This window comes from Chryseobacterium sp. S90 (assembly GCF_047444895.1).
Taxonomy (GTDB): domain Bacteria; phylum Bacteroidota; class Bacteroidia; order Flavobacteriales; family Weeksellaceae; genus Chryseobacterium.
Genome location: NZ_JBLGCX010000008.1, coordinates 1 through 15,368, shown reverse-complemented (window position 1 = coordinate 15,368; position 15,368 = coordinate 1). Strand labels below are relative to the sequence as shown.

9 protein-coding genes are annotated in these 15,368 nt (G+C 36.5%); 7 read left to right on the top strand and 2 right to left on the bottom strand.

Annotated elements, in window-relative coordinates; all coding sequences use genetic code 11:
- Positions 1-18 precede the first annotated feature (18 nt).
- The 7 genes from ACLMCG_RS18935 (at position 19) to ACLMCG_RS18905 (ending at position 9,474) form a co-directional block, all read left to right on the top strand.
- On the top strand, positions 19-1,539 hold the full coding sequence (locus tag ACLMCG_RS18935; protein ID WP_413960890.1) for a SusD/RagB family nutrient-binding outer membrane lipoprotein: 1,521 nt from the start codon (positions 19-21) through the stop codon (positions 1,537-1,539).
- An 82-nt stretch (positions 1,540-1,621) separates the two neighbouring features.
- Positions 1,622-3,967 carry a phosphocholine-specific phospholipase C gene (locus ACLMCG_RS18930; RefSeq protein ID WP_413960891.1) on the top strand — a complete coding sequence of 782 codons (2,346 nt, stop codon included), beginning with the start codon at positions 1,622-1,624 and terminating at the stop codon, positions 3,965-3,967.
- A gap of 176 nt (positions 3,968-4,143) precedes the next feature.
- A complete protein-coding gene (locus tag ACLMCG_RS18925) occupies positions 4,144-4,722 on the top strand; it encodes a hypothetical protein (RefSeq protein WP_413960892.1) in 579 nt (192 codons plus the stop codon).
- Between the two features lie 105 nt (positions 4,723-4,827).
- Complete coding sequence (locus ACLMCG_RS18920; protein ID WP_413960893.1) at positions 4,828-5,628, top strand: WxL protein host-binding domain-containing protein; 801 nt, start codon at positions 4,828-4,830, stop codon at positions 5,626-5,628.
- Entirely contained in the window at positions 5,621-8,374 is a 2,754-nt protein-coding gene (locus ACLMCG_RS18915) for a hypothetical protein (protein ID WP_413960894.1), read from the top strand. The genes ACLMCG_RS18920 and ACLMCG_RS18915 overlap by 8 nt, the downstream gene beginning before the upstream one ends.
- Positions 8,371-8,895: a hypothetical protein gene (locus ACLMCG_RS18910; protein ID WP_223601578.1), complete on the top strand. Its 525-nt coding sequence runs from the start codon at positions 8,371-8,373 to the stop codon at positions 8,893-8,895. Before ACLMCG_RS18915 ends, ACLMCG_RS18910 begins: the two co-directional genes overlap by 4 nt.
- 9 nt (positions 8,896-8,904) lie before the next feature.
- Entirely contained in the window at positions 8,905-9,474 is a 570-nt protein-coding gene (locus ACLMCG_RS18905; RefSeq protein ID WP_223601579.1) for a hypothetical protein, read from the top strand.
- A gap of 140 nt (positions 9,475-9,614) precedes the next feature.
- On the opposite strand, the gene ACLMCG_RS18900 is transcribed toward ACLMCG_RS18905, so the two are convergent.
- Both ACLMCG_RS18900 and ACLMCG_RS18895 read right to left on the bottom strand, forming a co-directional pair.
- A complete protein-coding gene (locus ACLMCG_RS18900; protein ID WP_413960895.1) occupies positions 9,615-11,510 on the bottom strand; it encodes a SusD/RagB family nutrient-binding outer membrane lipoprotein in 1,896 nt (631 codons plus the stop codon).
- Positions 11,511-11,525: 15 nt separating this feature from the next.
- Positions 11,526-14,423 carry a SusC/RagA family TonB-linked outer membrane protein gene (locus tag ACLMCG_RS18895; RefSeq protein ID WP_413960896.1) on the bottom strand — a complete coding sequence of 966 codons (2,898 nt, stop codon included), beginning with the start codon at positions 14,421-14,423 and terminating at the stop codon, positions 11,526-11,528.
- Positions 14,424-15,368: the final 945 nt, after the last annotated feature.

The window sequence follows — 15,368 nt, the reverse complement described above, 5'->3', positions numbered from 1 at the left end:
CTAAAAAGTACGTCAACAATGAAAAATAATATCAATAAAGTGAAAGGGCAAAAAGGTAAAACGGCAAAATGGCTGATGAAATCTATATTTGCAGCAGGGCTTCTGACATTGGCTTCATGCGAAACCAGCCTTGATACCATCAATGAGAACCCTAATGACCAGGCCAGCATTGATCCTAAAAACCTTCTGACTTACGTTGAAAAATATACATTCCAGGTAAATGGTGATAATATGTATGCTTCAAGAATGATGATTGGTACCGATGGTGAGAATGCCTATCAGTATATGAAATGGAATGATGCCTCTTTTGAAGTGTATACAAAAGGACTTCTGAATACAGGAAAAATGATGCAGGAAGCGGAAAAAAGAGGAAATAAAAATTATCTGGCCATTGGTAAGTTTTTAAGAGCTTATCATTTCTTCAATATCAGCTTAAAGGTAGGAAGTGCCCCGTATTCTGAGGCTGCAAAAGGTGAATCCGGGATTACCCAGCCTAAATATGATAGTCAGGATGTGGTTATGGCCGGGATTTTATCAGAATTAAAGGAAGCAAATGATCTGATTAATACCAATGATAAAATTGAAGGTGACATTGTATACAACGGAGATGCTTTGAAGTGGAAAAAGTTAATCAATTCTTTCCGTCTGAAAATTCTGATCACTTTATCTAAGAAAACCTCGGTAGGAAGTTATAATATTGCCACAGAATTTGCTTCTATCGCAGGAAGCCAGTCTCTGATGACTTCTATTGCTGACAATGGTGAACTTAAATTTGTAGATGCTGCAGACAGCAGATACACCATGTTTAACAACAGCGGATATGGTTCCAGCTTATATATGGCAGATTATTTCATCAACATGTTCAAAGACAGACATGACCCGCGTCTTTTTACTTTTGCAGCACAAACTACCGGAGCTAAGGAAGCAGGAAAAGCCATCACAGATTTTACAGCCTATAACGGAGGAAATCCTACTTCTCCTTATTCTGACAATGCTGCTCTGATCACAGCTAAGAATATCTCTAAAGTAAACGACCGTTTTTATAAAGATCCTACCAATGAACCCGCTTCCGTATTAAGCTACTCAGAACTTGAGTTTATCCTTGCAGAAGCTGCTGCAAGAGGCTGGATTTCCGGATCTGCAAAAACCCATTATGATAATGCCATCAAGGCCAGTTTCAGTTTTTATCAGACCTATGTAAAAAATCAGGTACAATATTTCTCAGGATTTGATGTGAATCAGTACCTGGCAACACCTTTGGTTGTTTATAACAGTGCTGATCCTTTACAGACACAGCTGGAAAAAATCATGACTCAAAAATACATGACCATGTTCCATCAGGCACAATGGACTTCTTATTATGATTATTTAAGAACCGGATATCCAAATTACCCTCTGAAAACCGGAGTTCCAGCTCCTTTCAGATTCAGATATCCACAGTCAGAATACAGTTATAACAGCAACAATTTAAAAGCGGCGCTGGCTGCCCAGTACAGTGGAAATGATAACATCAATTCTAAACCTTGGTGGTTGCAGTAAAAATCTGATTATTTTTATATAAAACAAAGAAATCGCAGGAAAATCCTAGTAACTTGCGGTTTCTTTCTTATTACGATTGAACATGAACAGAAGAGAATTTTTAGAGAAATCAAGTCTTTTATTAGCAGGATTAGGAACATCAGGTGTTCTACACCCTTCCATTTTAAAAGCTCTGGCCATTGATCCGGCTGCCCAGTCTACATTTTATGATGCAGAGCATGTAGTCATCCTGATGCAGGAAAACCGTTCATTTGATCATGCATTCGGTGCGCTCAAAGGCGTGAGGGGCTTTTTGGATAAAAGAGCATTTGTAAAACAGGATGGGCATTCTGTTTTCTTTCAAAAGAATGATGACGGAAAATATGCATCTCCTGCCCGACTGGATTTAAGAAACACAAAATCAACATGGATGAGCTCACTTCCTCATTCATGGGCAGATCAGCAAAAAGCACTGAACAAAGGAAAATATGACCAATGGCTTCAGGCTAAAGCTTCAGGAAATAAAGATTACAAAAATATTCCGCTGACATTAGGATATTATAACCGTGAAGACCTTCCGTTTTATTATCAGCTGGCAGATGCATTTACCATCTTCGATCAATATTTCTGTTCTTCACTTACCGGGACTACTCCCAACAGATTATTCCTTTGGTCCGGAACGTTGAGAGAGCAGCAGAACGGAAAAGTAAAGGCCAATGTTGTGAATGAAAATATTGATTATGACAAAGCAAGACAGGCCAAATGGAAAAGTTTCCCGGAAATTTTGGAACAGCAGAATGTTTCGTGGAGAATTTATCAGAATGAAATCAGTCTTCCAAAAGGAATGTCCGGAGAGCAGGAAGCGTGGTTAAGCAATTTTACGGATAACCCTATTGAGTGGTTTTCCAAATTCAACGTTAAATTTTCAAAAGGGTATTATCAGAATATTCCTAATATCATAGTGTATCTGAAACAGGAAATTGAAAAAAATCCTCAACAGAAAGAAAGGCTGGAAAGCATGCTCGCAGAAGTTCAGGAAGATCAGGTGAAATATCATCCGGATAATTATTCAAAATTATCAAAAGAAGAAAAAAACCTTCACGAAAAAGCTTTTACTACCAATGTAAATGACCCGGATTACTGGAAACTGGAAATCGGAAAGGATGAAAACGGGGAAAGACTGGTTGTTCCTGAAGGTGACGTATTGTTCCAGTTCCGAAAAGATGTGGAAGAGAAAAAACTTCCGCTGGTTTCCTGGCTGGTAGCTCCTGAACATTTCTCAGACCACCCGGGATCACCATGGTACGGTGCATGGTATATTTCTGAAGTTTTAAATATTCTTACAAAAGATCCTGAAACCTGGAAAAAAACAATTTTCATTATCAATTACGATGAAAACGACGGATATTTTGATCATGTTCTCCCTTTCGCACCCCCTGTGAATCCGAGCCAACCTGTTGATATGAACGGAAAAGAAGGCGTAGAATATGTAGACAGATCCCAGGAATATATGTCGAATCCTTCTTTAAAAAATTATGAAAAAATAGAAGGAACGGTTGGATTAGGCTACAGAGTTCCCATGATTATTGCTTCACCATGGACAAAAGGAGGTTTTGTAAATTCTGAAGTATCAGATCACACTTCCGTCCTGCAGTTCCTGGAAAATTTCATCATGAAAAAATATAAGAAAAATGTTCATGTTGACAATATCAGTGACTGGAGAAGAGCAATATGTGGCGATCTTACGTCTGCTTTCAATTCTTCCGGTGTAAAAGCTCCACAGATGAATTATCTGGATCAGAAAGAGTATGCTAAAACCATTAATGCGGCTAAAAATAAACCTGTTCCGGATCTTAAATGGTATTCTGAAAATAATCTTAACGGTAATTTACTTGAGATTCAGGAAAGAGGTCTGAAGCCATCAAATCCGCTTCCGTATCATTTCCATGTCAATTTAGAAGGTGAACAGATTAAAATGACCAATTTTAAAGAAAATGGAGTTCCATTGTTAATCTATGACAGAACTCAATTCAACAATAATAATTATCATTTCTCATACGCCTTATATTCAAAACAAGAACTATCCCATCCTGTACATTCAGGAGCTTATGATTACGAAATTTTCGGTCCCAATGGCTTTTTCAGGAAATTCAAAGGGAATAATACTCCTGAATTAGAGGTAAATTTGGTAAATGTAGATTCAAAAAATCAGGTTGAACTTATTATCCGAACTCATAAGAAGAAAAATATTTCCATTCATCTGGAAGATTTGTATTTCAAGACTCAAAAGACAATCAAAGTACAAAAGCCAGAAGAAAAAATTATTATCGATCTTGAGAAATATAAAGGCTGGTATGATTTGAAATTAACGGCAGATGAATGTCTGTGGCATTTTGCCGGAAGAGTAGAAACGGAAAAGGTTTCTGTTTCTGATCCACACTGGGCATAGAAAAACGCTTACAATATTGATAAAAACCTGTACCAAAAACGTACAGGTTTTTTTTGAGTTATTCTTCAAATATAATGCATTACATAGTGCAAATAAGCAATAATATAAAAATTATAATATATTTTTTTCACAATGTACTGAATTTTGTTATATTCACTTAACTAATTATTTACATCATGAAAAAATTAAATTTAACGATTGCCATGTCTTTATTTGCGTTTGCTCTATCCGGAAATCTGAGCGCGCAAGACCTCGCTACAGATAACCATACGGTTACCATTTCTATTCCCGAAGTTGCTTTGGTAGATATTGAACCATCTGCCACAAAAAACATTACTCTTGGATTTACAGCACCTACTGAAGCAGGAAATCCTATCGTTCCAGCAACAGCCAACACTACTTTATGGCTTAATTATTCGTCCATTAAATCTGTTGCAGATCCTACCCGTAATATAAGTGTAACAATGAATGCTGTCATTCCCGGAGTTGATCTTCAGGTAACAGCAGCAGCACCTACCGGAGCAGGAGCAGGAACATTGGGAACATCTGCAGGTCTGTTGACTTTAAGTGCTGCCAACCAGACTATCATTTCAGGAATCGGAAGTGCTTATACAGGAAATGGTGCCAATAACGGTCACAATCTTACCTATGCACTTGCTGCAGGAAGTGGTCCTGGAGGTGTAGCAGCGTACGCAGATTTACAGGCAACAGCCACTGTTACAGCTACCGTTACTTATACAATATCAGATAATTAGAATTTAAAATAAAATTCTTTTCTACCTGTCAAAAACAAGAAGAAGTTGTCATTCAGTTTCTTCCTGTTTTTGTATTACTCATCATTTAACTCCAAACTTTACAAAATGATAAAGCGTATTCTTCTTTTGATCGCCTTGATTTTGCAGTTTAGCTTTTTACATGCGGGCATCGTGATTCTCAACGGGCTTACGCATTCTTACAACATTGAAAACGGAAAGGTTTATAAAGGAAAAGTTGCCATTGAAAACACAGGCAGTAATCCTCAAAGTGTAAAAATATTTTTACAGGATTATACCTACCATGCGGACGGAACGATCAATTATACAGCATTACATACCAATACACGCAGTAACGGCGAGTGGCTAAAGCTCAATACCAATCTTGTTACGCTTAAAGGTAAAGAAAAGACTGAAATATTCTATGAAATAACAGTTCCCAATCAAGCAATGGATCCCGGAAGCTATTGGAGCGTGATTATTGTAGAACCGATAGAAGAGATAAAGCCCAGCGACAGTAAACCAGGAGTGAGTATCACTTCTATTATACGATATGCCATTCAGGTTATTACAGATTTTGAAACAGAAAAGGCCAAACCGGAGCTTAAGTTTGAAAGTGTAAAGGTGGAAAAAATGGAGGGAAAACAAACCGTAAAGGTAGCAATTGCCAATAACGGTAATCTTTACTGTAAACCTACAGCTTCCATTGAAATTTACAATCGTAAAACGGGTGAAAAGGTCGGTACCTATTCAAGTTTAACAATGGGGCTGCTCCCAGGCACCTCCAAAACATTTTACATTGATATCAGCAAATTACCCCCTGCTCAATACAAAGCAGCGATCATAGCGACCGATGAAGAAGAGAATGCTTTTGCACTCAATGTGGAATTAGAAGTAAAAAATGATTAGAACTTGGACTTTATTTATTATCCTATTACTATTCCCGATATTTATTTTTTCTCAACAGCAATCCAACAGATTGTCCAGTAAAAAAGATAGTATATTACCGGGAATGTCTACTTCTATCCCTTTTACATTAGAAAATAATTCGGATGAAAACAGGACGTATGAGATATCAGTCACTACTTCAAGCCAGTCTATTACGCCCATTTTAGCAAAAGGAGAATTTCAGATTGCGGCCCATGAAACATCAGCTTATCTGGTACCTTTGCGTATTGCAACGGAAACAAGCCAGGGCAGTTATTCTGTAATACTGAACATTATTGACCGCAATACCGGGATATCCTTCACCAAAACATCAAAAATAACAGTTTCAGGAAACAGAAATATTTCCGTTACTCCTTTGGATTCACCCGAGTTTGTAAGGGCCGGAGAAACTATCAGAGCTTCTTTTCTTTTAAAAAATAATGGTAATATAAGAGAGGATATTCATCTTGAAAGTAAAAATGCCATTCTTGATAATGAGCCCTCTTTAGTACTGGAACCCAATGAGTCAAAAATCATTACGATACACAAAGTAACCAACCCTGAACTCAGTCAAAATGAATTCCAGAACCTTAATCTTTCGGTATACTCAAAAGGTAATCTTAAGGAAGATCAAAGCGTTTATGTAAGTACTCAGGTTATATCCGTAAAACCATCTGAGAACGACATTTATCACAGACTTCCTGTTGCTCTTTCATTATCTTTCATCGGAATGCAGAATATGGGAGTTTATAATGATGGTTTCCAAGGAGAAATTTACGGAAAAGGAACACTGGATAAAGACAACAAAAACCAGATTGAATTTCGGGCGGTTACCCACAATCCTATAGATCTCAATACATTTACTCAATATGAAGAGTATTTTGTGAATTATAAACGGGATAACTTCTTTATTCATCTGGGTGATAAAACGTATTCTTCATCTTATTTAACCGAGTTTGCAAGATATGGCCGCGGCGCAGAAATCCGTTATGATTTTAATAAAGTAAGTTTGGGCGGTTTCTATAATCACCCAAGGTTTTTCAGAGATATTAAGGATGAATTTAATATTTATTCTGCTTTCAAAATCAGGAAAGAATCAGAAATTTCGGTCGGATACCTTTACAAAACTCCGAGAAAGGAGGAAATCCGATACGGAGATATAAGACTGGATTCTGATGCGCATCTTCCTTATGCCAAAGGAAAATTCAAGATCTCAAGAAACATTAATATTTCCGGAGAATTAGCCTACAGTACTACAAAAAAAACGGATGGAACAGCTTATATGCTTCAGGCTGAGGCTATTTTTGAAAAGTTCAACGGAAGTTTAATGTACGTAAAAGCAAGCCCTGAATTTGCAGGATATTTTACAAATACAAATACTTTTAACGGGAACGTTAACTACAAAATTTCCAGAAAGCTCAGTGCGTTTGTCAACTACACACAGGATGCTAAAAATTTCCAGAGAGATACGCTGTTTTTAGCAGCTCCTTACAGACAGTATCTGCAATATGGAGTACAATATAAATACCGGTCAAATGGATCTATTATTCTTAATAGCGGGTATCAAAAGTATCAGGATCGTCTGGAACCCAGACAATTTGATTACTATGAGCGTTTTTTCAAAGTGAGTATTGATCAGCAGGTCGGAATGTTTCAGGTGAATCTTGAAGGACAGTTTGGTAAAACAGACAATTATCTGACGGGGTTTAGCGGTAATTCAAGTTTTTATTCTGCCAATCTTTCATTTCAAAAATTCAGAACCTATTTTAATGTATTCGGAAGCTATGCGATCAGCTCAAGATATCAGCTGCAGAATCAGAAGCAGCTCTATTACGGAGCAAGAATTTACAGCCGCTTTTCTGATAAGACTACTTTAAGTATTTTTTATCAGAACAATTATATGCCGGAAGAATATTTTAAAGACAGAAATTTGTTTGAACTTCTCTTCCATCAACAGCTATTTCCCGGAAATGAAATTGATCTTTCCGGCAGATATTCACTACAGAGAGGAGAAATCGGGGATAAAGATTTTATATTCTCTATGCGTTATACATGGCGTCCCAATGTGCCGGTACAGAAAACTGCTGAATATATTTCGTTATCCGGAAATATCAGTAATCTTGGGATAAAAAAGACGGAAGGGGTAAGATTAATGCTGGGAAGTTATCTGTCAGTTACCGATCAGAATGGAAATTATGTATTCAAAAATGTGATTCCTGGAAATTATTTTCTGGAAATCGACCGGTCAACAACAGAGATCAATGATATTCCCACCTTAGCTCTTCCCGCAGCCCTTTCTCTGAGTAATAAAGAAAATATTTTTAATTTCGGGTTAACAACAGCCGCTAAGGTTGAAGGTCACATTCAGTTTGTAGAAACAGAAGATAAAAATCAGACTGGATTTACTGAACTGCTTGCCAAAAAAGAGAAAAAGAAAAAAGAAAGTATTATTATAGAAGCTACGGGTAAGGACCAAACTTATCGCAAAATTTGTTTTATAGGTGAAGATTTTGATTTTACTTATCTAAGGCCTGGAGACTGGACTGTTAAAGTTTACCGCAATGGTCTTGATAAGCGTTATAAAGTCTCAAACGATAAATTTCAGTTTACTCTTAACCCTTCAGAAACAAAAAAATTAAAGATTCATGTTGTCAAGCAGCAAATAGAAATAAAATACCAGCAGGAATCCTTAAAGGTAGGATATAATGAAATAAAAAAGAAGAAATGATTTTGATCCGTTCCCTATTATTATTAGTGTCTTTTATTTTGTCAGGAGTTGTATACTCCCAGACTACTGTCTCCATGACTTTACCTACCGTAACTTTAATGGATATAGAGCCTACAGGAAATTTTACACTCAATTTTACTGCTCCTACCGAAGCAGGAAATCCCCTTGGTAATCCCACTCCCAATACTTCAAAATGGGTCAACTATACTTCTGCAATTGCACCCGGAGGTCTTACCAGAAAAATCACAGCATCTGTGAATAAAATTATTGATGGAGTTAATATAAGATTACAGGCAGCTGCCGCTTCCGGATCAGGAGGAGGAGCATTGGGAACTTCTTCAGGACAGGTTACTCTTACCACGACTCCTGTCACAATTATTAGCGGAATTGGAGGTGCCTTTACAGGAAATGGGGCTAATAACGGCCATAATCTCACTATTTCTCTAACGACCAATACGTATGCTAATTTATTAGCACAGGCTAATACTGCTATTGTAATTGTCTACACCATCACAGAATAAAATTGAAAAATGAAAATCAACAGTTATTTTTTCAGAGAAATCCGTTTAAAAAAATATGTAAGCAGTATCCTTCTAACAATAAGCTGCTGTCTCGGAGCGCAAACTATAAATGTTGGTGGCAGTAACTGGACTGTAAGTGTACCCACTATAACAGAAGCAGGCACAAACTATGCAGGAACTTATCAGAGTGCTACTAATCTGATAACATTATCCGGTACACTGCCAGGATCTTTTCTAAATCTACTCACAAGCGGAGCGGCAAGAGTAAGTGTACATCATACCCCTACTACCTGGAATAGCAACCTGCACCTTTATGCCAAAAGAAGTGGTGGAACAACCAGCATCAGTGGACTTTGTCTTGGCTGTACTGCAACGATCAATGGTGGGACAACCTATGTAGAAATACCACAAGCCGTAGCTACAGCATTCTTTACAATAAATTTTACCGGAGTTCTGGGACTGGGTAACAGTGTCACCTATTCGTCTATTAATGGACAATTACAGATAAGCGGAGTTTCTGTAGCCATTCCTGCAACTACATATGCTACACAGGTAGTTTTCACAATTGGAGCAAATTAAAAATACACCAAAGCCAGTCCAGGTTTGCTTCATAATTTAATTCAACAATTCACCTAAAGAGATATTCGGTGACTTTGTATCTATAAAAACAATCCTTTTCAAAATCAGAAAAGGATTGTTTTTTTATTATTTAAAATTAATTAATGTTTGGCCCACCAAAGAGGAGTAAGTACAGCATCTGCACCTCCAAGTAATTGTATAGCTTTATCATATCCAGGCTGATCCGTATTTCTGAAAGTGCTAGGATATCTTAATCTCTGAGGAAAATTCTGAATAGAATTCGTCATATAATTCCCTGAGCTCAGATTAGGAAGATTTGGCAATGGAGCTTCTATAGCAGGGTTTTCAAAAAACGGCAGCCCGAGTCTTCTCTGATCATTCCAGGATTCTAATGGTAACCAAGGCATATTGGCAATATATTTCTGGGTAATAATCTTTGTCAGTTTATCATTCTTTACCGATCCATTCTTATAAATGGTATTTACAGGATATTTAATTTCTACAGAAACTAAGTTCCCGCTTACAGGATCTTTATATTTCATCGTGTGGCTTACTCCCGGCTCTGTAATATGACTGTAAGAAACCGAAGTTCCATCACGGTTATAATCTGTTGAAGCAATATACTGACCATAGAATTGTGAAACTCCATTATAAGCAAAACTTTCCTGAATTCCTTTATTATAGGCAGCTTCATCGCTCATTGGAACTGCCCAGCCTTTCAGTGCAGCTTCCGCCAAAAGGAAATAAGTTTCCCAGCTTGCAAAAAATATTCTAGAATTTTTACTTTCCCGATACTGCTTACCCAAAGCCGGCACACATCCTACTACATTTCTCAAGCCGTTTCTCTGTCCTTTTACCCCCCAGTTTCCAATAGTATAGGCATTCCAGGTATTTACGGTACTTATTGTTATTTTAGAATTATCTTCAAAGGTAAGATCTCCATGATTGGTCGTTGCCTGATTGGTATACGTGGGATACAATGAGTAAACCGGGCTTGTAAGATCCCCCGGAATATAGAATGTTTTATATGCTCTCGGATCAATTTTGTTGGGTAATCCGTCTAACCAATATCCTGCACTTGGGTCATTGGTCATTGTAGTGAACTGTTGATCATATTTTATCCCAATATAATCAGATGCCTTTACCTGTGTATGTTGAGCTGTTGGTAATTGGTCTGTAGAATTTACTCCTCCTAAGCCAATGTATAAATTATTAAGGGTTGCTGATAAGATCTGAGAGTTCCATTCTCTGGACATTACGCCTGTTAGCGCATCCCATCCCGGTTTTTCAGCAACTTTAAAATTATCTGCACTTGTAGCGATAAACATATTTGAATTAGCCGCTGCTTCAAATTCTGTTTTTGCTTTTGAAGGATCTACTTCGGCAATTCTCATGGCAATTCTCATCCTCATAGAGTTGGCATACTTTACCCATTGAGCCCAATTGAACCCATACACCATATCATAGGCATTAGCATTTGATGGTACTCCTTGGGTTGTGTCCATCTTTGCGACTGCATCTTTTAATTCTTCCAAAATAAAATAATACACTTCTTTTTCAGAATTGAAAGTAGGATTCGTTCCCTGAAAAGCCTGAATAGGCTGTGGTCCGAAATTATCCGAAAATTCACTCATTAAATAAGCTCTCCAAATTCTGGAAATCTGAATGACATTGTCATAATAAGGTTTTCCCTGCCCGGCCGCCTTTTTTTCATTAGCCAATTGAATGGCCGCATTCGCATTATTCAGCCAATCTGAAACGTATTTCCAGTATTCGGAAGTCCAGGAATCGTCGTAAGTTCCACCTGCAATTCCTGTCGATAAATGCTGTCTTGCTGCTGTTTTCCAGTATAAAACAAAAACACGTTCTGCGATATTAGGATCCTGCTGAGCACCAAGAATTGAGTTATTTAAGAAATATTCAGGTTCTGCCTTATTAGCGTCTACGGCAAACGGATTATTATTGATGTCTTCAAAATCATTGCATGAAGTACATAGTAAACCGATAGTAAAAAATGATAAGATATATTTTTTCATTGTTTCAGTTGTTAATTAAAAGCCTAAAGTGATTGTAAATAAATAAGATCTTGAAGTAGGAAAAGCAAGGTTTTCAAATCCTGTAGCATTAGAATTAATTGCGAATACAGATTCCGGATCAATTCCTTTTGCTTTGCTATAGATCATCCATACGTTATTTGCCGTAAAAGCAACCTTAGCACTCTGTAAAGCTAGTTTCTGGAAAATACTTTTAGGGAAACTGTAGGTCAGCTGAATATTTCTTAAACGAATATTGGTAGCATCATAAATATTTTGTTCTGTAATTCCTAAATTTCCAGCTGTTACAGCTCCCCAATAATCCTGTTGAGTAATTTCTTTGGTATTTGCTGTATAACCGCCATTTCCCTCCACTACTGCATCTAAAATCATATTATCACGTTTTCCTCCGGGTGCAGTGTCCGCAGCAAGTCCATTCGCTTGTAATGCAGCTTGCGTAGCAGAGAAAAATTTACCTCCGATTCTTCCGTCAATTAAAAATGAAAGTCCAATATTCTTATAAACAAAGCTGTTTGTAAAACCAAACAAAGCTCTCGGCGTTTGATCTCCAAGATAATATTGATCAGGAGTAGCCTGTGGTAATCCGTTTTGATCCACAATAAGCTTTCCGTAATGAGGACTGCTGGTATCTTCTACTCTTAAGAATTTTGTTCCATAAATCGCTCCGTAAGGTTTTCCTACTTCTGCAAAAAAAGCAACATTATCAAAACCTGATAAAGGATATTTTGAAACAATACCATCAATTTTATCGATGTTGCTTTTTAGGGTTGAAAAATTAGCGTTGACATTCCATACAAAACTTTCCTTCTTAAAGATATCCGTATTCAATACGAATTCAAACCCTTTGTTATGCAGCCCTCCTGAATTAATTTTCTTTTTCTCATATCCTGAAAGAGGATTTATTGGTAAATCTATCAGTTGCTCTGTTGCATTATTACTAAAATAACTTACATCCAGAGATACTCTGTCAAAAAACTTCATATCTGCACCGACTTCAAAACTTTTAAGCTTCTCGGCATGAAGATTTGAATTAAAAAGAATTTTATTTCTTGTAAGCACTATATGTCCGCTTGGATCTGTGGAAGCGGTATAGGTATTATATAACTGTTGGGGTGGTAAAGAATTTCCTGTAACTGCGTAAGCCGCGCGAAGTTTAGCAAACGTTAAGGCATTTAAAGTTGTACCATTTAATTTTTTCAGCATATCTGTCAAAACTAATGAAGTACTCACAGAAGAATAAAAATAAGACCTGTTATCTATATTCAAAGTAGAAGACCAATCATTTCTTGCCGTAGCATTCAGAAACCAATATCCGTCATAATTAATTTCAGCAGCAGCAAATACTGAATTAATTTTTTTCCACATATCAACTTCAGTTGTCGTAACAGAAGCAAGATCACTCGTATTAGATGTGCTAAAGACATTGGCAAGAATAAGATTTTGTGTGGAAAAATATAGTGCCTTATCTCTGCTTTCCATCATTTGCCCATAAACAGAAAGCGATCCTCCCCATTTACCAACAATATTATCTTTTTTAGCATTAAGACTTATAATATAATTATTCTCATAAAACTTTTCCTGACCGGTAGAGTAAGAATTATTACGGCCAGATCCCGTCCAAACCCTTGCATCAGTATTTAAAGAATAGAAATCTGTCCCTAGTCTTACATCTGCGCTCAGCCAGTTATTAAATTGATATTTAAGATAACCGTTTAATAAAAACCTGTCTTTTTTATCAGCGTTCAATGCATTATAAGCTGTCCAATAAGGATTAACTCCATTGGGCGTTATCCAGCGCGACATTACTTCATTTTGCATCTGCCCCTCACGATAATCTCTTACATCAATATTTTGAGGCATCAGAAGGATTCTTGGGTAGTAATTAGCATCACCTTGCCCCGCAGAAGGTCTATTTGTACCTTTAACACTCATATATTGAGCTTTCACCTCACTTGTCCATTTTTTATTAGCTCCAAAATTAGAATTCATTTTTGCTATAAAATTGAACCTCTCGTATTTTGAGTTTGGAATCTGGTTATTATTGTTTAAATAATTAGCAGAAGTGTACAAGCTTGATCCTTCGCCTAAGGTCTCTTGAAAACTCAATGTATGCTGTGCGGTAGTTCCTGTCTTAAAAAAGTTTTTTAAGTTATCATGAACCGTCATATTTGATCCTTCAAAAGTGGGTCCCCAGGAAGTTGTATTGTCGGTCCCTGGTGGATTGACCAACCCATTACTTCCTTGTGCGAAACTATGCTGCAAATCAGGCTTCATAAAAATATTTTCAAAGCCTAAGCTTGTAGAATATGTAATTCCTAATCCTCCTTTTCTTTTACCGGTTTTTGTAGTAATCAAAATAACTCCGTTTCCTCCTCTGGAACCATAAAGAGCAGAAGCAGCACCACCTTTTAAAACGGAAAGACTTTCAATGTCGTCCGGATTGATATCACTTAAACCATTACCCATATCAAGATCCGGATTCCAGAAATCGTTATTAGAATCTTTTCCATTCTGCTTAACCTTTGACCCTAAGCTATTACTTAACGGAATTCCATCCACTACAATAAGGGGCTGATTATCTCCGGTAAAAGAATTAAACCCCCGCAGGTTAATTTTGGAAGAAGAACCAGGTCCAAAACCTCCTTTAATAACTTGTAATCCGGCAACCTTACCTGCTAATGCATTGGTTATGTTATTTTCTTTAGCATCGACAAGGGTTTGGCCTTTCACATCCTGGAAAGAATATCCAAGCGCTTTTTTTTCTTTTTTTACACCATAGGCTGTAACAACTACTTCATCAATCTTTGACGCTTTAGTTGAATCACTTTGTGCATACAATCCACCGAAAAAGAATAAGGATTGGAGCAGTCCAACCTTAAAAATGGTTTTTTTCATAAAAATTAGATTTGGTATATATTTAATAATATCACAAGATATTTCAACAAATAAACGTAATTCTTATTAAATTAATATACAATCATTAATTATTTATGCTAAATACATTAATAAAAGCAACCAAATCTTTCTAACTTAAACATATTAAATCATTAATATGAGTTTAAAACTTTTGATACTTAAATGATTAAGTAAAATTTAAGTTAGATGAGCTATAGTCTAAATCTAGTACTTCGTAGGGATTGAATTGAAGAAAATAATGGCTTGTTTAAACTCCTTCAGAGTGACAATGGAGTATGTACTCTGAATAATAAATGATCAATTTTACATAGTGATCTAATACTTCCGACTATGTCATTCCGTAGGAATCCAGCCACACTATTAGAGTCTAAAGGATTAAAAGGAGTAGCACAGAGTTTTTAATATTTAAGTGATCTGATAATTTTAGATATACTTGATGATAGAATTTAAAATGGCTTGTTTAGACTCCTGCGGAGTGACAAGGGAGTATGTACTCTGAATAATAAATGATCAATTTTACATAGTAATCTAATACTTCCGACTATGTCATTCCGAAGGAATCCAGCCACACTATTAGAATCTAAAAGATTCAAAGGAGTAGTATAGAAGATTTTAATACTTTAAGTGATCTGATAATCTAAGCTATACTGGATGATATAATTTAAAATGCATTGTTTAGACTCCTTCGGAGTGACAAGGGAGTGCTATCAATGATAAGTGATAAATAATCAATGATGAATGATCTCTGGTATTGGATGAAACAGGAACCATTAATCATTATTGATTACTCATTGCTCATGTTTGGAGTTGTTTGGATTGGAGTTGTGCTGGGTTTGCTTTGGATTGAAGTTGTGTATAAAGCAAAAAAAATCCTTTATCATAAGATAAAGGATTTTTAAAAATAAAATAAAAACTGGCGGCGGC

Coding starts and splice junctions, on each gene's coding strand:
- ACLMCG_RS18935 (WP_413960890.1), top strand. CDS start 19: ATGAAAAATAATATCAATAAAGTGAAAGGGCAAAAAGGTAAAACGGCA.
- ACLMCG_RS18895 (WP_413960896.1), bottom strand. CDS start 14,423: ATGAAAAAAACCATTTTTAAGGTTGGACTGCTCCAATCCTTATTCTTT.
- ACLMCG_RS18925 (WP_413960892.1), top strand. CDS start 4,144: ATGAAAAAATTAAATTTAACGATTGCCATGTCTTTATTTGCGTTTGCT.
- ACLMCG_RS18910 (WP_223601578.1), top strand. CDS start 8,371: ATGATTTTGATCCGTTCCCTATTATTATTAGTGTCTTTTATTTTGTCA.
- ACLMCG_RS18930 (WP_413960891.1), top strand. CDS start 1,622: ATGAACAGAAGAGAATTTTTAGAGAAATCAAGTCTTTTATTAGCAGGA.
- ACLMCG_RS18900 (WP_413960895.1), bottom strand. CDS start 11,510: ATGAAAAAATATATCTTATCATTTTTTACTATCGGTTTACTATGTACT.
- ACLMCG_RS18920 (WP_413960893.1), top strand. CDS start 4,828: ATGATAAAGCGTATTCTTCTTTTGATCGCCTTGATTTTGCAGTTTAGC.
- ACLMCG_RS18915 (WP_413960894.1), top strand. CDS start 5,621: ATGATTAGAACTTGGACTTTATTTATTATCCTATTACTATTCCCGATA.
- ACLMCG_RS18905 (WP_223601579.1), top strand. CDS start 8,905: ATGAAAATCAACAGTTATTTTTTCAGAGAAATCCGTTTAAAAAAATAT.